The 25,300-nt window shown below is 40.1% G+C and carries 19 protein-coding genes and 3 pseudogenes; 8 read left to right on the top strand and 14 right to left on the bottom strand.

The genetic code is table 11. The features are described from left to right. Positions 1-170: 170 nt before the first annotated feature. The 5 genes and pseudogenes from NYR89_RS10975 (at position 171) to purL (ending at position 7,564) form a co-directional block, all read left to right on the top strand. Positions 171-356: a hypothetical protein gene (locus NYR89_RS10975; RefSeq protein ID WP_423848097.1), complete on the top strand. Its 186-nt coding sequence runs from the start codon at positions 171-173 to the stop codon at positions 354-356. Beyond that, positions 334-1,092, top strand: a complete 759-nt coding sequence (locus NYR89_RS09150) for a PfkB family carbohydrate kinase (RefSeq protein WP_423848095.1) — start codon at positions 334-336, stop codon at positions 1,090-1,092. The genes NYR89_RS10975 and NYR89_RS09150 overlap by 23 nt, the downstream gene beginning before the upstream one ends. A gap of 10 nt (positions 1,093-1,102) precedes the next feature. Next, on the top strand, positions 1,103-2,398 hold the full coding sequence (gene fucP, locus NYR89_RS09145) for an L-fucose:H+ symporter permease (RefSeq protein WP_279445561.1): 1,296 nt from the start codon (positions 1,103-1,105) through the stop codon (positions 2,396-2,398). Positions 2,399-2,408: 10 nt separating this feature from the next. Beyond that, entirely contained in the window at positions 2,409-3,425 is a 1,017-nt protein-coding gene (locus tag NYR89_RS09140; protein ID WP_279445560.1) for an aldose 1-epimerase family protein, read from the top strand. 243 nt (positions 3,426-3,668) lie between these two features. Next, a pseudogene (gene purL / locus NYR89_RS09135) lies at positions 3,669-7,564 on the top strand (phosphoribosylformylglycinamidine synthase). Positions 7,565-7,771: 207 nt separating this feature from the next. Here purL and NYR89_RS09130 read toward each other — a convergent pair. The 4 genes and pseudogenes from NYR89_RS09130 to ulaG form a co-directional block, all read right to left on the bottom strand. After that, the gene (locus NYR89_RS09130; RefSeq protein ID WP_279445559.1) at positions 7,772-8,485 is read right to left on the bottom strand and encodes an L-ribulose-5-phosphate 4-epimerase; all 714 of its coding nucleotides are present in this window, start codon (positions 8,483-8,485) and stop codon (positions 7,772-7,774) included. Further along, on the bottom strand, positions 8,479-9,339 hold the full coding sequence (locus NYR89_RS09125) for an L-ribulose-5-phosphate 3-epimerase (RefSeq protein WP_279445558.1): 861 nt from the start codon (positions 9,337-9,339) through the stop codon (positions 8,479-8,481). The genes NYR89_RS09130 and NYR89_RS09125 overlap by 7 nt, the downstream gene beginning before the upstream one ends. A gap of 81 nt (positions 9,340-9,420) precedes the next feature. Further along, on the bottom strand, positions 9,421-10,167 hold the full coding sequence (ulaR, locus tag NYR89_RS09120) for an HTH-type transcriptional regulator UlaR (protein WP_279445557.1): 747 nt from the start codon (positions 10,165-10,167) through the stop codon (positions 9,421-9,423). Positions 10,168-10,262: 95 nt separating this feature from the next. Continuing rightward, positions 10,263-11,352: pseudogene (ulaG, locus tag NYR89_RS09115) on the bottom strand (L-ascorbate 6-phosphate lactonase). Positions 11,353-11,822: 470 nt separating this feature from the next. Between ulaG and NYR89_RS09110 the strand changes: the two are divergent. The 3 genes and pseudogenes from NYR89_RS09110 (at position 11,823) to NYR89_RS09100 (ending at position 14,959) form a co-directional block, all read left to right on the top strand. Further along, on the top strand, positions 11,823-13,634 hold the full coding sequence (locus tag NYR89_RS09110) for a PTS ascorbate-specific subunit IIBC (RefSeq protein WP_279445556.1): 1,812 nt from the start codon (positions 11,823-11,825) through the stop codon (positions 13,632-13,634). Positions 13,635-13,700: 66 nt separating this feature from the next. After that, on the top strand, positions 13,701-14,168 hold the full coding sequence (locus tag NYR89_RS09105; RefSeq protein ID WP_279445555.1) for a PTS sugar transporter subunit IIA: 468 nt from the start codon (positions 13,701-13,703) through the stop codon (positions 14,166-14,168). 111 nt (positions 14,169-14,279) lie between these two features. Beyond that, a pseudogene (locus tag NYR89_RS09100) lies at positions 14,280-14,959 on the top strand (3-keto-L-gulonate-6-phosphate decarboxylase UlaD). A gap of 184 nt (positions 14,960-15,143) precedes the next feature. On the opposite strand, the gene napF reads toward NYR89_RS09100, so the two are convergent. The 10 genes from napF to rbsD all read right to left on the bottom strand — a co-directional run bounded on the left by napF (position 15,144) and on the right by rbsD (position 25,294). Next, entirely contained in the window at positions 15,144-15,653 is a 510-nt protein-coding gene (gene napF / locus NYR89_RS09095) for a ferredoxin-type protein NapF (RefSeq protein WP_279445554.1), read from the bottom strand. 3 nt (positions 15,654-15,656) lie between these two features. Then, on the bottom strand, positions 15,657-16,262 hold the full coding sequence (dmsD, locus tag NYR89_RS09090; RefSeq protein ID WP_279445553.1) for a Tat proofreading chaperone DmsD: 606 nt from the start codon (positions 16,260-16,262) through the stop codon (positions 15,657-15,659). A gap of 55 nt (positions 16,263-16,317) precedes the next feature. Further along, entirely contained in the window at positions 16,318-17,151 is an 834-nt protein-coding gene (locus tag NYR89_RS09085) for a DmsC/YnfH family molybdoenzyme membrane anchor subunit (RefSeq protein ID WP_279445552.1), read from the bottom strand. Between the two features lies 1 nt (position 17,152). Continuing rightward, complete coding sequence (locus NYR89_RS09080; RefSeq protein WP_279445551.1) at positions 17,153-17,770, bottom strand: DMSO/selenate family reductase complex B subunit; 618 nt, start codon at positions 17,768-17,770, stop codon at positions 17,153-17,155. Between the two features lie 9 nt (positions 17,771-17,779). Next, positions 17,780-20,194 carry a DmsA/YnfE/YnfF family dimethyl sulfoxide reductase gene (locus tag NYR89_RS09075; protein WP_279445550.1) on the bottom strand — a complete coding sequence of 805 codons (2,415 nt, stop codon included), beginning with the start codon at positions 20,192-20,194 and terminating at the stop codon, positions 17,780-17,782. A gap of 290 nt (positions 20,195-20,484) precedes the next feature. Beyond that, on the bottom strand, positions 20,485-21,396 hold the full coding sequence (gene rbsK, locus NYR89_RS09070) for a ribokinase (RefSeq protein ID WP_279445549.1): 912 nt from the start codon (positions 21,394-21,396) through the stop codon (positions 20,485-20,487). 72 nt (positions 21,397-21,468) lie between these two features. Continuing rightward, positions 21,469-22,341 (bottom strand): ribose ABC transporter substrate-binding protein RbsB, encoded by an 873-nt coding sequence (gene rbsB, locus NYR89_RS09065; protein WP_039198367.1) that lies wholly within the window; start codon positions 22,339-22,341, stop codon positions 21,469-21,471. 23 nt (positions 22,342-22,364) lie between these two features. Further along, positions 22,365-23,324, bottom strand: a complete 960-nt coding sequence (rbsC, locus tag NYR89_RS09060) for a ribose ABC transporter permease (RefSeq protein ID WP_279445547.1) — start codon at positions 23,322-23,324, stop codon at positions 22,365-22,367. 56 nt (positions 23,325-23,380) lie between these two features. Then, positions 23,381-24,862, bottom strand: coding sequence for a ribose ABC transporter ATP-binding protein RbsA (gene rbsA, locus NYR89_RS09055; RefSeq protein WP_279445546.1), 1,482 nt, complete (start codon positions 24,860-24,862; stop codon positions 23,381-23,383). Positions 24,863-24,874: 12 nt separating this feature from the next. Further along, positions 24,875-25,294, bottom strand: coding sequence for a D-ribose pyranase (gene rbsD / locus NYR89_RS09050; protein ID WP_279445545.1), 420 nt, complete (start codon positions 25,292-25,294; stop codon positions 24,875-24,877). Between the last annotated feature and the right edge of the window lie 6 nt (positions 25,295-25,300).

The following is a 25,300-nucleotide window of genomic DNA, read 5'->3' as shown; positions in this document are numbered from 1 at the left end:
AAGAATTTCTCCTCAATGGTTGATATTAACTAATTTTTTGTGTTTTTAATAATACAGCAAAAAATTTCAGAAACTGTGATCAATGTCACTTTTTTAACATTTTAATTCAATTATACTTATTTTAAATTAATTTTGTGACAATTTTAACATCAAAATGTAAGGAGAACGTTATGGATATCGCAGTCATTGGATCTAATATGGTCGACCTAATTTCGTATATCAACGATATGCCCAAAATGGGAGAAACATTAGAAGCTCCCGATTTTAAAATAGGCTGTGGAGGTAAAGGTGCAAATCAAGCTATTGCAGTACGCCAAATTAGGGGCTTCCGTAATGATGATGACCAAAGTTGGTGATGATATTTTTGCAGACAATACTATTCGTAACTTTAAGAAATATGGTGTAGATACTCAATTTGTTGAAAAAGTAGAAGGCGTATCAAGTGGAGTCGCTCCTATTTTTGTAGATCAATCATCTCAAAATCGTATATTGATTATAAAAGGTGCGAATGCTTACTTAAAACCTGCTGATATTGATCGTGCGGAAGATAATTTAAAACAATGCAAACTTTTCATTCTGCAATTAGAAATTCCGTTAGAAACCGTATATTACGCCATTGATTTTGCGAATAAACATAACATTCCAGTTATTTTAAACCCTGCTCCGGCAAGCAAAGCATTAGATATTAATTATGCGTGCAAATGTGATTTCTTTATGCCGAATGAAACGGAATTAGAGATTTTAACCGGTATGCCTGTTGAAACAATGGAACAAATTCAAGCAGTTGCAAATAGCTTATTTGCTAAGGGACTAAAAAATCTCATTGTAACATTAGGCGAAAAAGGTTCTGTATGGTTCCACGATGATCAAGTTGTACATATTGCTCCACATAAAGTAAATGCGATTGATACGAGTGGTGCGGGAGATTCCTTTATTGGTTGCTTTGCCCATTACTATATTGAAACAGGAAATATCGAAGAAGCAATGAATATGGCTTCCTCTTATTCAGCTTATAGTGTAACAGGGCGAGGGACGCAATCTTCTTATCCGGATAAAGAACAATTTGAGCAATTTCTAAAATCTTTAAAATAAGGAGCATATTATGAAAGACATTCAACAAATGCCTGATGGCTATCTTAATAAAACGCCAATCTTTCAATTTATTTTGTTATCTTGTCTATTTCCTCTATGGGGAGTCATTGCGAGTCTAAATGATATTTTGATTACACAATTTAAAAGTGTATTTACATTAAGTGATTTTGCTAGTGCGTTAGTTCAAAGTGCATTTTATGGCGGATATTTCTTGATTGCGATTCCTGCTTCTTTAGTCATTAAAAAAACAAGTTATAAAATTGCAATCTTGATAGGATTAACACTCTATATTGGCGGTTGCTCAATGTTCTACCCTGCATCACATATGGCGACATATACGATGTTCCTCGCGACAATATTCTCAATAGCGATTGGTTTGAGCTTTTTAGAAACTTCAGCTAATACTTACAGCTCAATGATTGGGCATAAAGATTACGCTACATTAAGATTAAATATTAGCCAAACATTTTATCCTATCGGTGCTATTTCCGGCATTTTATTAGGTAAATATTTAATTTTCCAAGAAGGTGCTAGCCTCACAGAACAAATGGCAAATATGAATCCTGAACAAATTCATGCCTTCAAATTATCAATGTTAGAACATACTTTACAACCTTATAAATATCTAATCTTTGTTCTTATTGCCGTAACTCTTCTATTCCTGATTACATCTTTCCCAAAATGTAAGGCTGTTACTGAAACCGGTAACTCCGAAGTGAAATTTACTGATACGTTAAAATATTTGGCGAATAACAGCAAATTTAAAAAAGGCATCGTTGCACAATTCTTATATGTAGGTATGCAAGTTGCAGTATGGTCATTTACCATCCGTCTAGCTCTAAACCTAAGTGATATGAATGAAAGAGATGCATCTAATTTCATGATCTATAGCTTTATTGGTTTTTTTGTCGGTAAATTTATTGCAAACTTCTTAATGACTAAATTTAAATCAGATCTTGTTCTTATATGGTATTCAGTATTAGGAGTAATTACGCTCGGTTATACTGCTTTCGTACATGATTTTTCTGCTGTATATCTTGCTATTTTCGCAAGTGTTCTATTTGGACCTTGTTGGGCAACAATTTATGCGTCTGTATTAGGTACTGTTTCACAAGAACATAGAGAAGTAGGTGGTGCGGTAGTTGTAATGTCTATTATAGGTGCGGCAGTAGTCCCAGCTATCCACGGATTTGTATCAGATAGTGTCGGCTCATTACAATTAGCGTTTATTGTACCTTTATTCTGCTTTGCCTACGTTGGCTACTACTTCTATGGCAAACTCAAAGAAAGCAATACTGAACAATAAGGATAACATTATGAAAAATTATATTTATCTTTTAAAAGAACAATTCAATCGTGAAGAACAAATTATTTTTGAAAACGAAACTTTAAAAGCAGTCAGCTTCAAATATAACTCAGGTGTCGAAGCCATAAAGCTGATTAATAGCAAAGGATTTATTACCGTATTACCATTTTATGGACAAATCATTTGGGATGCTGAATTTAACGGGCAAACATTAAAAATGAAAAATATGTTTAGCGAACCGAAACAAGGCACTTCAATTATCGATACATACGGCTGTTTTGCATTTCATTCCGGTTTAATTCGTAACGGTCGCCCTAGTCCTGAAGATGATCACCGATTACATGGAGAAATGCCTTGTGCAAGAATGGATAAAGCATGGTTAGTATTTGATGAGGATAGTTTGAGTGTTGGCGGAAGTTTTGAATATGTAAAAGGTTTTGGCGATCATTACTTAGCTCAACCGGAAGTGACACTGAGAAAAGATAGTTCAATGTTTGATATTAAAATGAATATTACTAATCTTGCTAGTGTAGAAATGCCACTCCAATATATGTGTCATATGAATTACTGCTATGAACACGGGGCAACATTTAGTCAAAATATTCCGGATAATGCTATTCAATTACGTCAAACGATTCCTGGACACGTCAAACCAACACCTCAATGGTTAGCATTTAACGAAGAAATTAAACAAGGGAAATATGTATTATCTTCCTTAGATAACGACGAAATGTATAATCCGGAAATTGTCTTCTTTATGGATAATTTGCAACAGTATCAAGCTAATCTTGAGTATCGTATGCACTCTCCAAAAGGTTACAATTATTTGACCAAATTCTCTTCAAAAGAATTTAACTATGCTACACGTTGGATTTTATATAATGCTGATCAACAAGTAGGGGCATTTGTTCTACCGGCAACTTGTCGTCCAGAAGGATACTTAGTCGCTAAAAAAGCAAATACATTAATTATAATGAAGCCTCACGAAACGAAATCTTTTAAAGTTACGACAGGCATAGAAGAATAATTTAGGCATAAACGCTCAGTTAGGATAGTTTCTTAATTGGGCGTTTTATGAGTTAAATATAGATATTCTATAATCCTATTTTTACGCCTTCTTCATAAAACCTACTTTAATCATTTCCAAAATTGATCGCATATTAACTCAAAAAACAAGCGGTCTAAATTCAAGAAAATTTTGCAATGCAAACGTTTGCGTTATCCGTTATAATGGCAAAGAATTTTTTATTTCTCAAATACGGAATCAACAATGACTGTACAAACCTTTCGTGGCTCTCCTGCCCTCTCTGAATTTCGTCTTAACCAATTCCAAACTAAATTCCAACAAAATGCGTTGCCGGTAAAATCGGTTTATGCGGAATATGTGCATTTTGTTGACTTAAATGCTCCTCTGAGTGCTGTACAAACGGCTGAAATTAAAGAACTTTTACACTATGGTCCAACCCTTGTAGAACACGAGCCAACCGGTTTTTGCTTAATCGTTACACCTCGTGTTGGTACGATTTCTTCATGGTCTTCAAAAGCGACCGATATTGCGCATAACTGTGGCTTACAAGCGGTAAATCGTATTGAGCGTGGTTTAGCTTACTATTTTGAATTTAGTGCAGAGCCGACAACAACACAAATTGAAACCTTAAAAGGTTTATTACACGACCGTATGTTAGAAACGGTGTTAGATAACGAAGCACAAGCGGCAAGTTTGTTTACTCAACAAGAGCCTAAACCATTTACCACCGTAGATATTTTAAATGGCGGTCGTAAAGCGTTAGAAGAAGCGAACGTGAACTTAGGTTTAGCGTTAGCGGATGATGAAATTGATTATTTAGTGGAAAATTTCACCGCTTTAAATCGTAACCCGAATGACATAGAACTTTATATGTTCGCACAGGCGAACTCAGAACATTGTCGCCACAAAATCTTTAATGCAGATTGGACGATTGACGGTCAAAAACAAGAAAAATCATTATTCAAAATGATTAAAAACACCTTCGAGAAAACGCCTGATTACGTGCTTTCAGCTTATAAAGATAATGCGGCGGTAATGGAAGGTTCGAAAGTCGGTCGTTGGTTCCCGGATCAAGACGGTCAATACCGTGCGCACCAAGAAGATGCACATATCTTGATGAAAGTGGAAACCCATAACCACCCGACTGCAATTTCACCATTCCCAGGCGCAGCAACCGGTTCAGGCGGTGAAATTCGTGACGAAGGTGCAACCGGTCGCGGTGCAAAACCAAAAGCAGGTTTAACCGGTTTCTCAGTTTCTAACCTTGTGATTCCAAACTTTGAACAGCCGTGGGAAAACCCGCTTTCAAAACCGAATCGTATCGCTTCGGCACTCGATATTATGATCGAAGGTCCATTGGGCGGTGCGGCATTTAATAACGAATTTGGTCGTCCGGCATTATTAGGTTATTTCCGTACTTATGAAGAAAAAGTCAACAGCTTTGCTGGTGAAGAAGTACGTGGCTACCATAAACCGATCATGCTCGCAGGTGGTATCGGTAATATCCGTGCCGAGCACGTACAAAAAGGCGAAATTCCAGTTGGGGCGAAATTAATTGTACTTGGTGGTCCGGCAATGAACATCGGCTTAGGCGGCGGTGCGGCTTCGTCTATGGCTTCAGGTAAATCAAAAGAAGATTTGGATTTTGCTTCGGTACAACGTGAAAACCCGGAAATGGAACGCCGTTGCCAAGAAGTGATCGACCGCTGTTGGCAACTAGGTGAAGACAACCCGATTTTATTTATTCACGACGTAGGTGCAGGCGGTTTATCAAACGCAATGCCGGAATTAGTTCACGACGGCGATCGTGGCGGTAAATTCGATTTACGTAAAATTTTATGTGATGAAAAAGGTATGTCACCACTTGAGATTTGGTGTAACGAATCTCAAGAACGTTATGTCTTAGCGGTTGCACCGGAAAAATTAGCGTTATTTACAGAATTATGTGAGCGTGAACGTGCACCGTTTGCAGTGATCGGTGAAGCGACCGAAGAGAAACATCTAACCCTTAAAGACGATCATTTCGATAATAACCCGATTGATTTGCCAATGAACGTGTTACTCGGTAAAACCCCGAAAATGCACCGCGATGTTTCGTCAAAAACCGTTGAAAATCAACCGCTTGATAGCCAACAAATCCAATTAAAAGAAGCGTTACATCGTGTGCTACGTTTACCAGTTGTCGCAGAAAAAACCTTCTTAATCACCATCGGTGACCGTTCGGTAACCGGTATGGTAGCACGAGATCAAATGGTCGGCCCGTGGCAAATCCCGGTAGCAGACTGTGCGGTAACTACGGCAAGTTTAGACAGCTACCACGGTGAAGCTATGTCAATGGGCGAACGTGCACCGGTTGCTTTATTAGATTTCGGTGCGTCTGCACGCCTTGCGGTGGCGGAATCAATTACCAATATCGCCGCGACTGAAATCGGTGATTTAAAACGTATCAAACTTTCAGCAAACTGGATGTCTGCAACAGGTCACGTTGGCGAAGATGCCGGTCTTTATGAAGCGGTAAAAGCTGTCGGTGAAGAACTTTGCCCAGCGTTAGGCATTACAATTCCGGTGGGGAAAGACTCAATGTCAATGCGCACCACATGGGAAGAAAATGGCGAGCAAAAATCGGTAACTGCACCGCTTTCATTAGTGATTTCGGCATTCGCTCGTGTAGAAGACGTGCGTAAAACCGTTACGCCACAATTACGTACCGATAAAGGTCACTCACGTTTATTACTCATTGATTTAGGCGAAGGTAAAAACCGTTTAGGGGCAACTGCATTAGCACAAGTATATAAACAATTAGGTGATAAACCAGCTGATGTAGTGAATGTAGAGAGCCTCAAAAACTTCTTCAATGCGATGCAAGCATTAGTTACTGATCGTAAATTATTAGCCTATCACGACCGCTCTGACGGTGGTTTAATTACCACTCTTGCAGAAATGGCATTTGCCGGTAACTGCGGTGTAGAAATTGATATTTCAGCGTTAGGCGATGATGATTTAGCAGTATTATTCAATGAAGAATTAGGGGCGGTAATCCAAGTTGCTGATAGTGAATTAGCCAATGTTCGTGAAGTGTTAAAAGCACATAATTTGTTAGGCTTAACGAAAGAATTGGGTGCGGTAACGGAAGGTGATATATTTGAAATTAGCCGTGGTAGCCGTAAATTATTGAGCGAAAAACGTTCAGAATTACGTGGAATTTGGGCGGAATTAACCCACCAAATGCAACGTTTACGTGATAACCCTGAATGTGCAGATCAAGAATTTGAAACCAAAAAAGACCCGAATAACAAAGGCTTATCCACTTTCTTAACTTATAATGTTAACGAAGATATTACGGCCCCGTTTATCAATAAGGGTGTAAAACCGACTGTCGCAATCTTACGTGAACAGGGTGTAAACAGCCATTACGAAATGGCGGTGCGTTCGACCGTGCCGGCTTTAATGCGGTTGACGTACATATGTCAGACTTAATGGCAGGTAGAAGAAATCTGAAAGATTTCAATGCGTTAGTAGCGTGTGGTGGCTTCTCTTACGGTGATGTACTCGGTGCCGGCGGCGGTTGGGCGAAATCAATTTTATTCAACCCAATGTTGCGTGAACAGTTCAGCCAATTCTTTGCCAATCCGAACACGCTTGCATTAGGTGTATGTAACGGTTGTCAAATGGTTTCAAACCTAGCAGAAATTATCCCAGGTACAGAAAACTGGCCTCGTTTCGTACGTAACAAATCGGAACGCTTCGAAGCACGTGTTGGTTTAGTGAAAGTCAACGAAACCAACAACCATTGGTTCCAAGGTATGGCGGGGTCACATATGCCGATTGCCGTTTCACACGGTGAAGGGCAGGTGGAGTTCAAATCGTCACAACAACTTGCCGGTTTAACCGCACAAAAACTTGTGATCGCACAATATATCGATAACAACTTACAACCGACCGAAGTTTACCCAGCTAACCCTAACGGCTCGGTAAACGGCATCACCGCAATTTCAAACACAGACGGACGTGTCGCTATCATGATGCCACACCCAGAACGTGTTTACCGCGCAGTCAGCAACTCATGGCATCCTGAAGACTGGACCGAAGATGGCGCGTGGATGAGATTGTTTAGAAATGCGAGAGTGGCACTTAAATAATTAAGTGTAAATTGATGAGGAAAGGCAACTACTGAAAGGTGGTTGTCTTTTTTATTAGCTTTATTATCATCCTAATCAATTATCAACTCGTCTAGATGATGGGTAGTATTGCGTTGTAATGTTAAAAAAAGCGGTTAAATATCCTTAAACATTTACAACATCTAAGGAAAAATTAACCGCTAAATATATAAAAGATATTATGAATAATTATTGACCGTAATACGCATTCGCACCGTGTTTGCGTAAGTAATGTTTATCAAGTAATTCTTGTTGCATTGAACCGATGTTCGGACGAATTTGATGGCTAACGAAGTTCATATACGCCACTTCTTCTAACACGACGGAATTATGTACCGCATCATGCGCATCTTTACCCCAAGTGAAAGGCCCGTGTGAGTGGACTAATACGCCCGGTACCATATCCGGATTAATACCACGTTTACGGAAGGTTTCCACGACCACTTTACCGGTTTCTAATTCGTATTCACCGGCAATTTCTTCCGGTGTCATACGGCGTGTACAAGGTACAAAACCATAGAAATAGTCACCTTGTGTTGTACCTAAAGCAAGAATATCTTCACCGGCTTGCGCCCATGCGGTTGCATGACGTGAATGGGTATGCACTACGCCACCGATATTCGGGAATTGACGGTAAAATTCTAAATGGGTTGCGGTATCAGACGAAGGTTTTTTATCGCCGAATACTCGGTTGCCTTGCAAATCGACAAATACGATATCTTCCGGCTTCATCGTTTCATATTCCACACCGGAAGGTTTAATAGCAACATAACCGGTTTCACGGTCAATTTCACTCACGTTACCCCAAGTAAACGTGACTAATTTATATTTTGGTAATTCAAGATTTGCTTTAAATACGCGATCACGCATCGCAAGTAATTTTGGAGATAATTCTGTTAGCATTGGAAACCACCCTCTTTCATTTTTTGTTCAATCCAACGGCGGGCATTAATAATTTCCGCGATTGGTTCTTCCGCTTTTTCCGTCCACATCTCAATTAAGAATGCACCACGATAATTTAATTTTGCCAAGATCTCGAAGAAACCTTTGAAGTCCACACAACCGTTACCAAACGGTACATCTCGGAATTGTCCTTTGCAAGTTTCAGTGACTTTATAGGTATCTTTTAAATGAATTGCTGAGATTTTATCAATACCTAAGGCAAATTCTGCTTCAATATCATCATTCCAAGCAGAAACGTTGCCGATATCCGGATAGACGGTAAACCATGGTGATTTGATAATTTCGTCACATTTTTTCCAACGTTTAATCGAACTCATAAACTTGGTATCCATAATCTCGACTGCGAGAGTCACTTGATTACTTGCCGCTAGTTCCGTTGCCCATTCTAAGCCTTGTTGGAAACGTTCAATCGTGCCTTCATCTTGTTCTTCGTAATACACATCATAGCCGGCTAATTGAATAGTGCGAATACCTAAATCTACCGCAAGTTGGATCGCTTTTTCCATAATTTCATAGGCTTTTTGACGAGTCGCTTCATCACGAGAACCGAACGGAAAACGGCGATGACCGGATAAACACATTGACGGAATAGTCACACCGGTATTGATGATCGCTTTAACTAATTCAATTCGTTGTTCTTTAGTCCAATCTAAGCGAGCTAAACGTTCATCCGTTTCATCTACGGATATTTCGACAAAATCAAAACCACACGCTTTAGCAATCGAAAGTCTGTCTTGCCAAGAAATATTTTTAGGTAATGCTTTTTCGTAAATTCCCAACTTATGTTTTCTCATATTCATCCCCTAGTTTGAATAATGGTTTTGGTAAAAAATAACGTTTTTAACCGCTTGTATATATTCGGATATCTTATTGTTTTAAGCAAGAATGATTTCCACTCCTTTATCCCGAATACGTTTAAGCATTTTAGGGTCAGCTTCTTTGCCAGTGATAAGTATATCCACATCATCAATCGCTCTAAATAACATACCGATTTCTTTGCCCAATTTAGTGCTATCTAATAACACCACATATTTACTGGCTTTTGATGACATTTGTGCTTCTGAATTAGCAATAATCATATCAGTCTTAAACAGCCCTTCTTGGGTAAAACCTTTGCCACTGGTAAACATAATATTTGCCGCATACATAAATTCATTCTGTTGATTCAGTGAAAGCGTGACTTGCTTATTTTTATTATATTGTCCGCCCATAATCACCACATCATCGTGTTGTTGCTCAATCAATTCATTGGCAAGCGGTAGAAAATTGGTAATAATTTGCAATTTTTGACCGCATAGTGCCTGTCCCAATAATTGCATCGTTGAGCCACAGGTTAAAATGACACTATCTCCCTCTTTGCATAATTTACTTGCCGCTTCGGCGATACGGCGTTTTTCTTCCACATTATTAATGGTTTTTTCTTGTGTTAATGACGTATGTTTGTTGATTGCCTCTGCACCGTTACGCACTTTCCGTAATTTATTCTGTTCGCTCAATTTATTAATATCTCGTCTAGCGGTTGCGGGCGAGATATTTAAAAGATTCATAATTTCCAAGGTTGAAAGCATTTGCTTTGCTTCCAGTAAGGACAATAATTTTTTATGTCTAAAATTTTCGTTCATTACCATGTTCCTATTTTTAATCTCTCGCTCTCAATCATGCACAATGAACCGAAAAATAAGCCACTCTTAATATTCTAAGAGTGGCTTGGTTTCAATTAAAGCATTGATTTAAATTGAATATTTGGTTCTTGCTCGAAGCAATCGTCAAAGCCACGTGGATGGTGATACTCAATGAGGTCTTTATCGCGAGGATAAACATATTTACCACCAACTTCCCAAATAAACGGATGGAATTTGTATTGTAAACGATCTTTACGCATACGCCATAAATCAATAATTTCTTGCGTACTTGCCATAAAGTTTGTCCAAATATCGTGATGCACTGGGATAATCACTTTCGTACGTAAACATTCTGCCATACGAAGTAAGTCGATAGAAGTCATTTTGTCTGCAATACCGACTGGGTTTTCACCATAGTTATTTAACGCTACATCAATATCGAATTCTTTACCGTGTTTCGCAAATTGGATTGAGTAGTGTGAGTCTGCACCGTGATAAATATTACCGCCTGGTGTTTTGAATACATAGTTTACAGCCTTACGTCCCATTTCTTCATCAGATGGACATAAACCTTTTAACTCACCGCCTTGCTCTTCAGCACCTTCAACCGGTAAGGTCACTAAACAGGTACGGTCAAAGGAATCTAATGCGTGAATTTCTACATCTTTAATTTTTACAACATCGCCCGGTTTTACAACAATGATACGATCTTCTGGTACGCCCCATTTTTTCCATAATTCACCACAGTGCCATGGACCAACAAATTTCACATGATTTAACTTAGGATTGTTTACGATAGCAAGCAACATTCACATCAATATGATCGCTGTGATAGTGAGATGCAAGAATGAAGTCTACTTCGTTAATTGCAAATGGGTCTAATACCATCGGTTGTGCACGTAGATTCGGTTGTAATTTACGTACCCCAGCCATATTCGCCATTTGATGGCCACGCACCATATCTTTTACTTTCTTAGTAGACTTACCACGACTACACCATAAATCCATACAAATGTTTGCACCTGCAGGTGTTTTAATCCACACGCCCACACAACCTAACCACCACATTGCGAAGTTACCTTCCGGTACCACTTCTTCCTCAATTTCTTCATTTAACCAAGTACCCCATTCTGGAAAGGTAGAAAGGATCCAGCTTTCTCGTGTGATTTCATTAACTTTTGCCATAGTAAACTCCTAATGTTTTTGAAGGAAGATATTAAATTTTAATCACTTACAATCATAAATAATCATCATTTTTTGTAAAATGATTTTTTTGAAAAATGTGATCTATCTCTAACTTTTTATTTAATCTTATTAAATTTGCAAAAGCACTGATATTTTTCTTAAACGTACCCAATTACAAATACCTCAGAATTTTACTTATATATCAATAACTTAACTAAGCATCACAATTATTACCTCCTGACATTGCATACATTTATTTAACAAATGAGCAGAAAAATCATGGGAATGAAAAATAAATTGTGATCTTGTTCACAAATAATCAAAATTAATCTTTTTCAAGAAGATGTTACTGTTTATCATTTGCACCGTAGTAAAAATATACTACGTTTTATATTTAGCTTAACCAATAAAACTATGAGATTTTCTAAATCTCATCATGACTACTCAACATTAAAACAGAGAGGCTCGCTATGGATACATTAATGAGTATCTTTATGGCAATTAATGACCAAGTCTTGTCTAAAGCACCATTATTACTGGGGCTTGTTGCTTGTATCGGTTATATATTCCTAAAAAAAGATTTAACAACTATTTTAAAAGGTACAATCAAAACGATTGTAGGTTTTATGTTGGTACAAGTTGGTTCAGGCACACTTGTACAAAACTTTAAACCGGTTATTGAAGGCTTATCTAAATATCACAACCTAAAAGGTGCGGTGATTGACCCATATACAAGTTGGCAAGCTACAATGAGTACTATGGGGGATGCTTATGCATATGTGGGCTATGCGGTAATTTTAGCCTTATTCCTTAATATCCTACTGGTATTATTCAGACACTTTACCGGTATTCGTACTATTATGCTTACCGGTCATATTATGTTCCAACAAGCGGGCTTGGTTGCTGTAGTGTTCTGGGTACTTGGTTCAAAACCATGGGAAGTGGTTGTATATACTGCAATCATTATGGCACTTTATTGGGGTATCTTCTCTAATATGATGTACCAAGCAACCCAACAAATTACTGGCGGTGCGGGGTTCTCTATCGGTCACCAGCAACAATTTGCGTCTTGGCTAGCGGCAAAAGTTGCACCGAAATTAGGTAAAAAAGAAGAAACGGTTGATAAACTCAACTTACCTAAATGGTTACATATTTTCCACGACAGTATTTCGGCAACCGCGATCGTGATGACGGTGTTCTTCGGTATTATCCTGATGTCATTCGGTTTAGATAACCTACAACAAATGGCAGGTAAAACGCACTGGACAATTTACATCTTTGAAACCGGCTTAAAATTTGCGGTGGCAATCCAAGTTATCGTGCTTGGTGTGCGTATGTTCGTAGCGGAATTATCTGAATCATTCAAAGGGATTTCTGAACGTTTAATTCCAAATGCAGTATTAGCGATTGACTGTGCGGCAACTTATGCATTCTCGCCAAATGCGGTGGTATTCGGTTTCATGTGGGGTGCTATCGGTCAGTTTGTTGCGGTGGGCGGATTAATTGCTTATCAACAATTCGGTGGTGGTGACGCTTCAGTCGCGGTATTAATTATTCCGGGCTTTATCCCGATGTTCTTCTCTAATGCGACAATCGGTGTATTCGCAAACCATTTCGGTGGTTGGAAAGCGGTGATGAAAATCTGTTTCGTGATGGGTATTATTGAAGTACTCGGTTCTGCATGGGTAGTAAGTTTAATTACCAGCACAGAAGGTGGTGCAGGCTTTAACGGCTGGATGGGTATGGCGGACTGGGCGTTATTATTCCCACCGATTATCCAAGGTATGTTCTTTAGTCCGACTGGTGCAACTTTCGTATGTATCGTGTTAGCGCTTGTGTATATGGCATTTGCCGGCAAACAATTACGTGCTGACGAAGCAAGAGCGAAAGCAGAAGGCAAAACTGTAGACCAATTATACGGTTTCGGTGAACCAGTAGAACAAGAAGCTGAACCTACTCAAACAACAGAAAGCAATGTGGAAAATGATACAAAAGCGGTGCGTATCTTAGCGGTATGTGGCTCTGGTCAAGGTTCATCTATGATGATGAAAATGAAAATTAAACAATACCTTGATAAACGTGGTATTCCAAATGTGATGGATTCCTGTGCGGTCACTGATCATAAAGGTAAGGTCGGTTCGGTAGATATCATTGTGTGTTCTAAACACTTACAAAATGAGATTGTAGCAAATGAGCATATCTCGGTATTAGGCGTACAAAATATGTTAAATCCGAATACTTTTGGTGATGAATTGTTAGCTCTTATTAAAAAATATCAATAACACCGTCCGCCTCTGAACTGGGGCGGATTATTCAAATAAATTTTCTCACATAAAGGAAGTAAAACTATGTTAAAAGAATCACTTATCGAAAATAATTCAATTCTTTTAAATCAAAGTGCGGCAGATTGGAAAACAGCTATCAAATTAGGTACGGATGTTTTAGAAAAATCAGGTGCGATTGAACCTCGTTATTACACCAGTATTATTGAAAATATTGAAAAAATGGGACCATATATCATTCTTGCACCGGGTCTTGCGATGCCACATTCTCGCCCGGAAGAAGGTGTTATTAAAACCTCGTTCGCCTTAGTAACCTTAAAAGAGCCTATTTATTTTGATGGAGAAGATGAGCCTGTTTCGGTATTTGTTACATTAGCCGGTAGTGATTCGGATAAACATATGGAAGGTTTAATGGAAATTACTCAAGTATTGGACAATCCGGATAGCGATACTGGGGTAGATTTAGATAAAATCTTACGTTGTCAGACTAAAGAAGATATTTATGCGGTGATTGATCAGGCATTAGCTGGTTAAGATATTCCCTCTCTCTGCTTGTTTCGCTAAACTCTTCAACAAGCAATCTCTCTACCGCTAGCGAGAGAGAGGAATAAAGTACAATTTAAAAATTCATAAAAGGAACAAAATATGTCAAAACCATTACTTCAAATTGCATTAGATTCATTAAGTCTAGAAAAAGCGGTTGCAGATGCAAAACAAGCAGAAAGTGTAGTAGAAATTATTGAATGCGGTACGATTCTTGCCTGTGCGGAAGGGATGAAAGCAGTTTCAACTTTACGTGCGTTACACCCAAATCATATTATCGTATGCGATTTAAAAACCACAGACGGCGGTGCTATTTTAGCAAAAATGGCTTTCGAGGCAGGTGCAGACTGGTTAACGGTTTCAGCAAGAAGACATCCGGCAACCAAAGCGCATGTAAAAAAGTGGCGGATGATTTTAATGCGGCACATCCTGAATTAAAAGTGAAGAAAGAAATCCAAATCGAAATTTACGGTAACTGGACAGTAGAAAAAGATGCGAAAGAATGGGTTGAATTAGGGGTTACACAAGCAATCTACCATCGTTCTAGAGACGCTGAATTAGCCGGCAAAGGCTGGACTGCAGAAGATGTGGAACTTATGAAACAACTCTCTGCATTAGGTTTAGAATTATCAATTACTGGTGGTATTGTACCGGAAGATATACATTTATTTAAAGAAATTAAAAATGCAAAAGCCTTTATTGCCGGTCGCGCTTTAGTCGGTGAAAAAGGTAAACAAACCGCAGAAGCGATTCGTGCCGAAATTGATAAGTATTGGGCTTAAGTTCAACTTAATTAAGCTCGTTTTAATTGGATAATCTTCGATTCATATAGATGAAACTACCGGTAGTTTAACTCTTACCGGTATTTTTATAATCATTTACCCCCAGCGGAACTAAATTATGCTTAACCTATTTAGGTTTATCGCACTAGGAGAATAAAAGCATTTCTTATGGCTACTTATATTTTTACTTCAAACTCACCGCCGCCATAAAACAGGCTTGTTTACACTCTCCGCACCCGTTGCAGAAGTCGTGATTAATATTGAGTTCAGGTGAAATCGCTTGTTGAGGGCAACTTTGGATACAACTATCGCAAGGCTGTCCTTTTGTGTGTAAACAAGCATCTGAGAATTGGGGACGAAGTTCTGTATCTTTTTTAAAAGAAAAGTGTAGGGCTTGGGTTGGGCAGTTTTCGGCACATTTGCCACAAAGCGTGCAAGCGGAAAAAGTTAAATCTAATACCGCTTGTTGTCGACGAATATCAATAACCCCCATTGGGCAAGCCGTGATACATTTACCACAGCCGTCACAAGCCGCTTGGAATAAATGTTCCGGTGCGGCAAAAGGCGGTCGGTTTTCTGTTCGAGTTTGGTTTTGATGAACTTGCGTGTGACGAAAAAAGCCAGTAAATAACTCCCGACGAGAAAAAACTCTCGGTGTAATTTCAAGTGGTGGTAATTTGTTTTTGCCTAACATAGCTTAACGGTAAAAAGAAACTTGAGGGACAATAATTGCCAGTTGTTGTTGCCAATCTTTTAAGGTTTGTTGAGCCAGTAACGCTAAACCTTGATAGAACGGGAAATTCGTTTGTTGGGCGACTAAATCGAAATAATGTCCCGCCCAAATAAGCAGATGTTTACTCAAATATTCCGGTAATAATTCAGGTTTACTTTCAACAAGATAAGCGGCAAGTAATAACATTAATCCGATGTGATCTTCCGGCTCGGTTTCGTTCTGAGTTAACGCAATTTGGTGTTTGCGTAAAAAAGCACGTAAATCCAATAAGGAATTACCAAAAATAACTGATTCGGGATCAAGATAGACTGAACTCCACGGCGGTGCAATAAGTTGCTCCGGTCCAATAAAAAGGCGTTGATATTGTTCTGATAAATTTTGGGTTAAACCTTGGGCAATTAACTGCTTAATTTGGGATTCATTGGTTAATTCTCCCCATTCATTTGCCCAATTTTCTTGTTGAAAAAAATGCAAAGCCGACTGTACATTTTCATCACTCGGTTCATAGTAAAATAACGAGCCTAATAATCTTCCGCTGATAGAAATCCATTGTTGTAATTCGTTTTGCATTTTATTGTCCTTATTTGTCTTATAACGGTGGGTTTCCCCACCATTATATTTTAGTTTATACCGCCATTCCTGAGGTCATATGTAAACCGTAGAATAATACTCGACCAATCATTTCAGCGACTAACGTAATAAGTACTGCAAGTGAAAGTAACGGTAATGTTCTACCTTTTACAATCAATGCCGCACCCACCGCTAACAGGCAGAGGCGCAACACCTGCATAATGGCAAAATCCGGTACTAAATTAACCGCTTGTTGTACCGAACTATGAATATGCGCTAATCCGAATGCTTGGTAAATAACAACCACCGCCACACAGAATACGGCAAGCACATATAACCAAGGGCTACATTTCACTTGATAATCCTGATGCGGATTCGTTTTTAATACTGCCACCGCTAACGCACAACCACCAAGCACAACAGTTAAATAGAATTGCCAAGAGGTAATCACATTATTCCAAGTTGGTACGGTAGGTAAATGATAAAGGTTATTCATCATATACATAAATACTACACCGACTACCGCGGTGATAACCAACCATACTTTACTTATCCCTTGCGATATTTTACTCAATGCGGTCAATAACCAATATCCACCGGCTAGGGTGAAGAATAATGCACCGCTGGCAATTTCATTACTTAACATCGATGAACCGATACGATTTAACGAATTAAACGCTCTAAACGGAGATCCTAAGTGCATAACAGAAGCAATAAAGCCGCAAGCTAATAATACCAATGCAACAAACAATCCTTTATGCAAATGGCTTTGGCTTTTCGGACTTGTACCTTTACACATCACAAAGGTAAAAATCAGCCAAAATCCGACCGCTGTTTGGGCAAGAACCGTAAAGAAAACAAGCGGTAACTCATGTAATCCTGCATTCATCTTACACCTCCCTTGGGTTGGCTAAAAACCCCGTTGTATCGCCGCTTGGACGAGCATGTTTATTTGCTTTAATGACTAAATTCGGTTTGGTTAAATCCGCTGATGGTAACGGCGCAATCGATGCTTGATCACCGTATTTCGCACGTAACTCTTTAATCGGTGCAAAATCTAATGCACGTAACGGGCAAGATTCGACACAAATCGGTTGTTGTCCGTCTTTCACGCGAGAATAACAGCCGTCACATTTAGTCATATGCCCTTTGCTTGCACTGTATTGCGGTGCATCGTAAGGACACGCCATACTACAATAGCGACAGCCAATACAGGTGTCTTCATTTACCATCACAAAACCGTCTGCATTTTTGTGCATTGCACCGGTCGGACACACTTTCACACACGCCGGGTCATCACAATGGTTACACGAAATCGACATATAGTAAGCAAAGACATCTTGGTTCCAACAACCGTCATTACCTTGCACCCAATTCCCGCCGGCATATTCATAAATGCGGCGGAAATTCACATCAGTACCTAAATCTTTATAATCCTTGCACGCTAATTCGCAAGTTTTACAACCTGTGCAACGTTCAGAATCGAAATAAAAACCATATTGTTCCATAGTTCACCTCTATAATTTCTCAATTTGCACTAAGTTGGAATGTTGCGGATTGCCTTTTGCTAGTGGCGATGGGCGTAAGGTTGTCAGTACATTTATGTTACCTCCGTGATCCACCTTATCACCGAACATATTGGCTTTATGCCATGCCCCTTGTCCCATTCCTAATACACCCGGCATAATACGAGGCGTGACTTTTACAGGCAGACGAGTTTCGCCAATTTCGTTGAATACTCGAACCATATCACCATCTTTAAGTTGATAACGTTCAGCATCAATCGGATTGATCCACATTTCTTGGCGATTGGCGTGCTCAAGTACATCAATATTTCCGTAAGTTGAGTGGGTACGAGATTTATAGTGAAAACCGACTAATTGGAACGGGTATTTCTCACGTTTAGGATCATCCCAACCATTAAAACCACTATGGTAAATCGGTAATGGATGAATGACTTCATCTTCTTTTAATTCCCAAGTAGCGACAATTTCTGCTAATTTTTCAGAATAAATCTCAATTTTGCCTGATGGTGTCTTTAATGGATTGGCTTCAGGATCTTCTCGAAATTTTTTATAGGCAACAAAATGTCCATTCGGATCTTTGCGTTTATAGACTCCCATACCTTTAAGATCATCATAGCTTGGTAGTAAACTGTCTTTTGCTTGCATTTGTCCATATAGGAATTTCAGCCAATCTTCGTGTGTACGACCGCCTTCGGTAAATTTATCATAAACATCTTGTCCTAAACGTTTTGCAATTTCACAACAAATATCATAAATACCACGACGTTCAAATTTTGCTGAAGTTGCAGGTTGTCCGAAAATCAAATAGCCCATATTGCCGGCATAATCATTTGGTACAATATCTTCTTGTTCTGTGGTCATTAGATCAGGCAATAATATGTCGGCATATTTCGCAGAATCCGTCATAAAGTTTTCAATCACAACGATCATTTCGCATTTTTTATCATCTTGTAAGATTTCATGAGTGCGATTAATATCGGAGTGTTGATTGGTGATACAGTTCCCTGCATAATTCCACATAAACTTAATTGGCACATCAAGTTTATCTTTTCCCTGTACCCCATCTTTTAAAGCGGTCATTTCTGAACCATGATCAATGGCATCTGTCCATGAGAAAACTGAAATCTTAGTTTTAACCGGATTTTCTAACACCGGTAAACGTTGGATAGTTGCAGTGTAAGTGCTTTCTCTTGCACCTGAATTGCCTCCGTTAATACCTACATTACCGGTTAAAATAGCCAGCATCGGTATCGCACGTGATGCCAACTCGCCATTAGAATGGCGTTGAGGTCCCCAGCCTTGTGCAATATAACAAGGTTTAGTGGTAGCAATTTCTCTCGCTAAACGAATAATTTTTTCTGCCGGAATACCTGTAATTTTAGCGACCCATTCAGGGGTTTTAGCAATGCCGTCATCACCTTGTCCCAAAATATAGGCTTTATAGTGTCCGTTTGCAGGTGCAGAAGCCGGTAACGTTTTTTCATCATAGCCTACACAGTATTTATCAAGGAATGGTTGATCGACTAAATATTCAGTAATCATTACATATGCCATACCGGCAACTAATGCCGCATCTGTACCCGGGCGAATCGCCACCCATTCATCTTCACGACCGGTCGCAGTATCAGTATAACGAGGGTCAATCACAATCATTTTTGCTTTAGATCGTTCACGAGCTTGTTCTAAATGATAAGTTACCCCAGCACCGCTCATACGGGTTTCCATTGGATTATTACCAAAGAAAACCACTAGTTTTGAGTTCACAATATCAGAAGTACTATTACCGTCATTTGAACCATAGGTAAACGGCATTGCTCTTGAAATTTGAGCAGTACTATACGAACCATAGAAACTTAGTGATCCACCATAACAATTCATCAGACGTGTAAATAATGAAGCGAATGGCGATGAACGTTGCATATTACCGCCCACGATACCTGTCGCATAATTGTTATAAATCGCTTCATTACCGTACTCTTTTACAATACGTTTTAGATTATCAGCAATCGTATCAAAAGCTTCTTCCCACGTAATGCGTTGGAATTTTCCCTCGCCACGTTTCCCTACACGTTTCATTGGGTATTTTAAACGATCAGGATGGTTCATTCGGCGGATTGAACGACCGCGTAAACAAGCACGTACCTGATGATTTCCATATTCATCATTGCCTGTATTATCCGTTTCCACCCAATACACTTCATCATCTCGAACGTGTAAACGTAATGCACAGCGGCTACCGCAGTTGACCGAACACATACTCCAAACCACTTTTTCCTCTGGCGAAGCATCCATCTCTGTTTGTGGTTTTGCCATTGCGGCAAAAGGCAATGAAACCCCACCGGAAGCGGCAAGTGCGGTTACACCTGCTGATGTTCCTTTTAGGAACCCACGTCTTGTAATTGACATATTCACTCCAAATAAAATTAAAAATAACTCAATAAGGGTATGGTTTGATTCTATAATTACTTTGTAAAGACGATAAGAAAATTTAGGAGGAAATTGGATAAAAGCTGATAAGGATCAACAACTTATGTTAATGATAATGATTTTTTATAGCGAGAAAAATAAGAAGAACAGATAGGCTCAAAAGGATATTAGGTAGGAGAAAGGTAATGAGGCTTATATATAAAAAAACAAGCGGTCAAATTTCGCAAATTTCTACAAAAATCTAACCGCTTGTTAATGAAGTTAAACGATTAAGCTAACTCTGATCGAGTTGGAATCGAACTTTGTGCGCCCATACGAGTGACGGAAATCGAAGAGGCTTTGTGAGCGAACATTACCGCATCTCGCATAGACTTGCCTTCTAATAAAGCTACCGCCAATGCGCCGTTAAAGGTATCGCCGGCGGCGGTTGTGTCCACCGGTGTAACTTTAAAGCCGGCAATGATTTCACCGTTGCCGTTTTCACTTAAAAACGCCCCTTTTGCCCCCAAAGTAATTAACACGGTTTGAATACCTTTTTGATGGAACACATTCGCCGCTTGTTTGGCGGTTTGTTCATCGACCACTTGAACGCCGGTCAGTAAGGCGGTTTCGGTTTCATTTGGGGTAATCATATCGATATTCGCCAAAATGTCATCCGAGAGAGGTTGTGCCGGTGCTGGATTTAAAATCACTTGGGTGTGATGCGTTTTGGCAATTTTTAACGCTTTTTCGACCGCTTGTAACGGCGTTTCGAGCTGAACCAGTAAGTAATCTGCGTTCTCTATCGTGGCTTTGTGTTGTGCAACTACGCTTTCATCTAGCTTTGCATTCGCACCGGCGGAAATCACAATGCTGTTTTCGCCTGAATCCGCCACTTGAATCATCGCAATGCCGGTCATTTGATCAGCCACTTCAACAATGTGTTCGGGATTAATGCCGTCTTGTACAAACGCTTGTTTCATCGCTCGCCCAATATCATCAGCGCCGATACAAGCGATAAAATCCACATCAACTAATGATGTATCTCGTACACGAGCCGCGACTACCGCTTGGTTCGCACCTTTGCCACCATAAGCGATGTGATAATTGCCGCCTTTCAGCGTTTCGCCCGCTTTCGGGAAATAAGGGACTCGAATAACATGATCCGCATTTACGCCGCCTAACACACAAAGTTTTTTCATAATTACCTCAAACCGACCTCAAACAAACCTAGCGATGCCGGAACCGTCAAAATAACGGTTCCGGAGCCAAAATTACTGACTAATCACTTTTAACGGTACAGGGATTTTCGCTTCGACTTTTTCGCCTTTAAGCAATTTATCCGCTGTTTCTACGCCTAACTCACCGATTTTATCCGGTTGTTGTGCGATAGTTGCCGCCAGTTTTCCGCCTTTTACCGCTTTCACTGCATCATCCGTACCGTCAAAGCCGACAACGATAATATCTTTACCTGCCGCTTTAATCGCACGTAATGCGCCTAATGCCATTTCGTCATTTTGTGCAAATACCGCTTTTGCCGCACCGTGACTTGCCAGTAAGTTTTCGGTTACGTTTAAGCCTTTAGTACGGTCAAAATCCGCCGGTTGGCTGGCTAATACTTCAAATTGGTTTGCCGCTACCGCCTGTTTAAAGCCTTCGCCACGCTCACGTGCCGCTGATGTGCCGGCAATGCCTTCTAATTGAATAACTTTGGCATTTTTACCGACTTTCTCTGCGATAAAATCGCCCGCCATTTTACCGCCGGCAACGTTATCCGAAGCGATGTGGCTCACCACTTCACCTTTATTCGCACCACGGTCTAAAGTGATTACAGGAATATTTTTCTTATTCGCAATCGCCACCGCATTACCAACTGCTTCCGAATCTGTCGGGTTGATGAGTAATACCTTCGCGCCACGCACCGTGAGATCTTCCACGTTCGCTAATTCTTTTGCCGGGTCATTTTGGGAATCTAACACCACTAATTTGTAACCGAGGTCTTTGGCTTTTTTCTCCGCACCTTCTTTTAAGGTAACGAAGAACGGGTTATCCAGCGTAGATACCGCTAACGCCAATGTGTCTTGCGCCATTGCTTTTGCACCGAATGCCAAACCTAGAGCAAGTGCTAAAGAAGTTAATTTTTTCATAGGAATCTCCTTTTGAGAGTAGGTTACGCTTTTTTACGGCCAAGGAAGTTATCCAAAATAACCGTCGCTAAAATTACTAACGCTTTTGCGACAAGCTGATAGTAAGAGTCAATATCTAATAAATTTAAAGCATTACTGAGGAAGCCGATAATTAACGCACCGATTAATGTGCCGATAATACGACCTTTACCGCCCATTAAACTGGTTCCGCCAACCACAACCGCGACAATCGCATCAAGTTCATAACCGGTACCGGCGGTCGGTTGTGCCGAACCTAAACGAGAGGTGACAATTAAACCTGCTAGTGCCGCTAACACGCCGCTGACTGCAAACACAAACAGTTTGATTTTATTCACGTTGATACCGGAAAGTGCGGTTGCCGATTCATTACCGCCAAGCGCATAAATATAACGACCGATACGGGTTTGAGTCAGAATAAACCAACCGATAGCAAATAAGATAAACATTAACCAAACCGGCACCGGCACACCGAATAATTCGCCGGTACCAATCTCAGCAAAGTAATCGGCATTGTCGGAAAAACCGGTAGAAATCGGGCGACCTTCCATATAAATCATGGTGACACCACGTAATAACAACATAGTGATTAACGTTGCCATAAAGGCTTGTACTTTACCGAAGGCGACTAACGCCCCGTTTAACAAGCCGATTGCCGCACCGAATAACAATACCGCCGGTACCACTAAATAAATCGAGAGATCTAAACCGATTAAAGTTGCCGCTACCGCTCCGGTTAGTGCTAAGACCGAACCGACCGAAAGGTCAATCCCTGCAATTAAAATCACAAACGTCATACCGATCGCAATAATCGCATTCACTGACGTTTGGCGTAGGATATTCAGTAAGTTATCGACACTAAAAAAATTCGGATTTAAAAATGACACCACTGCAATTAATGCGAGTAATGCAATGATCGAACGTTGTTCTATCAGGAATTTTTTTAGATTAAATGCTTTGTTCATATTGATTCCTTTTGCAAAATTCTTGCTAAATTTGACCGCTTGTAAAAGCGCCTAACTTATTTGCCGATTGCGGCGGATAATAATTTTTCTTGGGTAGCTTCTGTGCGAGAAAACTCGCCACGAATGGCTCCTTCTCGCATTACAATAATGCGATCGGACATCCCTAATACTTCCGGCATATCGCTTGAGACTAAAATAATACTCAAACCTTCAGCTTTGAATTTATTAATCAGCTGATAGATTTCTTTTTTCGCCCCTACGTCCACACCTCGGGTCGGTTCATCTAAAATCAACACGTTCGGGCGAGTCATTAAGCCTTTGGCAATCGCCACTTTTTGCTGATTGCCGCCGGATAATTCGCCGATAATCTTATCCGGACTTGGGGTTTTAATATTAAATAGATCGATAAAATCCACCACGGTCATATTCTCTTTTTCGTGGTTGATGCGTCCCCAATTCGATAGATATTCCAAAGCGGTCAGCGACATATTTTCTTTAACCGACATACCTAAAATTAAGCCGTCACCTTTACGGTCTTCCGAAATATAGACAATGCCGTTATTTAAGCCGTCTTGGCTGGAGCGGTTATCAATCGTTTTGCCGTCTAACACCACTTCGCCGGCGGTTTTCGGTAATGCGCCGTACAATACCTTCATCAGCTCGGTACGCCCTGCGCCCATCAAACCGGAAACACCTAAAATTTCGCCTTTATGCAATTCAAACGAAACGTTATTCACACCGCTACCTGATAAATTTTTAACCGATAAACAAACCTCGCCGATCGGATTATCAATATGCGGATATTGATCTTCTAACTTACGCCCAACCATCATCTCAATTAAACGATCTTCGGTTAAATCCGCCACTGTACTTTCACCGATAAATTGACCGTCACGTAATACGGTTACATCATCACAAATTTGGAAGATCTCTTTTAAACGGTGAGAAATATAAACAATGCCTCGTCCTTCCGCTTTGAGTTCTCGAATTACACTAAACAATGCTTCGGTTTCGGTATCTGTCAGCGCATCGGTTGGTTCGTCCATCACAATCACCTGTGATTCAAAACTCAAGGCCTTGGCGATTTCCACCATTTGTAATTCGCCGATCGATAATTCGTTTGTCGCTTGGCGACTGGAATGTTTTACCCCGAGACGCGCCAACAAGCGGTCGGATTCCTCATACATCTTGCGCCAATCAATACCGCCCCAAGCATTGGTAAATTCACGCCCGAGGAAAATATTTTCCGCAATCGACAAGTTACCCAAAATATTTAGTTCTTGATGAATAATGCTTAAACCGGCTTCTTGCGAGGCTTTTGGATTGGCAAAGCTGACCGCTTTACCAAGGTATTCAATCGTACCGGCATCACGCTGATAAATACCGGTCAAAATTTTCATCAGTGTCGATTTGCCCGCACCGTTCTCGCCCATTAGCGCCATTGCTCTGCCCGCATAAACATTTAAACAGGCATTTTTTAACGCTTGCACGCCCGGAAAGGCTTTATCAATTCCGCTGGTTTTCAACAAGGTTTTCATAGTTTCCTCGCTCTAGAACGGTACGCCTGAGTAAAGAATCACATTCGCATACGGCGAACATTCACCGGTACGCACCACCGCTTTCGCTTGATTACTACGTTGCTTAAATTCACTGTGCGCCACGTATTCCACCTCAATTCTACGCCCTTGCTCTTGCTCAAGTTCATCAATAATTTCAATTAACTGCTGTTCAATGGTCGGGTTAAATTGTTTAATTTCTTCCGCCAATAAAATACGTTCGACAAAGAGTTCAGTTAGCACCACTTCCAAGGTAGATAAAAAACTTGGTACACCTTTAGTAAGGGCTAAATCAACACATTGTTGTCCAGAAGGAATCGGTAAGCCGGCGTCACAAATGGTTAAGCCGTCCGTATGCCCTAGGCTGGCAATCACACCGGAAAGTTGTGCATTTAATACCGCTGTTTTTTTCATATTTCC

Source organism: Actinobacillus arthritidis, assembly GCF_029774155.1.
Classification (GTDB): Bacteria; Pseudomonadota; Gammaproteobacteria; order Enterobacterales; family Pasteurellaceae; genus Actinobacillus; species Actinobacillus arthritidis.
Note: the sequence above shows the minus strand (reverse complement) of the source record. Positions and strands in the feature narration are given on the sequence as shown.

Bases quoted from the DNA above. Each gene is read 5' to 3' on its own strand.
- NYR89_RS09105 (WP_279445555.1), top strand. From the start codon at position 13,701: ATGTTAAAAGAATCACTTATCGAAAATAATTCAATTCTTTTAAATCAA.
- rbsD (WP_279445545.1), bottom strand. From the start codon at position 25,294: ATGAAAAAAACAGCGGTATTAAATGCACAACTTTCCGGTGTGATTGCC.
- rbsB (WP_039198367.1), bottom strand. From the start codon at position 22,341: ATGAAAAAATTAACTTCTTTAGCACTTGCTCTAGGTTTGGCATTCGGT.
- NYR89_RS09150 (WP_423848095.1), top strand. From the start codon at position 334: ATGATGATGACCAAAGTTGGTGATGATATTTTTGCAGACAATACTATT.
- NYR89_RS09080 (WP_279445551.1), bottom strand. From the start codon at position 17,770: ATGGAACAATATGGTTTTTATTTCGATTCTGAACGTTGCACAGGTTGT.
- NYR89_RS09140 (WP_279445560.1), top strand. From the start codon at position 2,409: ATGAAAAATTATATTTATCTTTTAAAAGAACAATTCAATCGTGAAGAA.
- NYR89_RS09075 (WP_279445550.1), bottom strand. From the start codon at position 20,194: ATGTCAATTACAAGACGTGGGTTCCTAAAAGGAACATCAGCAGGTGTA.
- NYR89_RS09085 (WP_279445552.1), bottom strand. From the start codon at position 17,151: ATGAATGCAGGATTACATGAGTTACCGCTTGTTTTCTTTACGGTTCTT.
- rbsA (WP_279445546.1), bottom strand. From the start codon at position 24,862: ATGAAAACCTTGTTGAAAACCAGCGGAATTGATAAAGCCTTTCCGGGC.
- ulaR (WP_279445557.1), bottom strand. From the start codon at position 10,167: ATGAACGAAAATTTTAGACATAAAAAATTATTGTCCTTACTGGAAGCA.
- NYR89_RS10975 (WP_423848097.1), top strand. From the start codon at position 171: ATGGATATCGCAGTCATTGGATCTAATATGGTCGACCTAATTTCGTAT.
- NYR89_RS09130 (WP_279445559.1), bottom strand. From the start codon at position 8,485: ATGCTAACAGAATTATCTCCAAAATTACTTGCGATGCGTGATCGCGTA.
- fucP (WP_279445561.1), top strand. From the start codon at position 1,103: ATGAAAGACATTCAACAAATGCCTGATGGCTATCTTAATAAAACGCCA.
- rbsC (WP_279445547.1), bottom strand. From the start codon at position 23,324: ATGAACAAAGCATTTAATCTAAAAAAATTCCTGATAGAACAACGTTCG.
- NYR89_RS09110 (WP_279445556.1), top strand. From the start codon at position 11,823: ATGGATACATTAATGAGTATCTTTATGGCAATTAATGACCAAGTCTTG.
- napF (WP_279445554.1), bottom strand. From the start codon at position 15,653: ATGTTAGGCAAAAACAAATTACCACCACTTGAAATTACACCGAGAGTT.
- dmsD (WP_279445553.1), bottom strand. From the start codon at position 16,262: ATGCAAAACGAATTACAACAATGGATTTCTATCAGCGGAAGATTATTA.
- rbsK (WP_279445549.1), bottom strand. From the start codon at position 21,396: ATGAAAAAACTTTGTGTGTTAGGCGGCGTAAATGCGGATCATGTTATT.
- NYR89_RS09125 (WP_279445558.1), bottom strand. From the start codon at position 9,339: ATGAGAAAACATAAGTTGGGAATTTACGAAAAAGCATTACCTAAAAAT.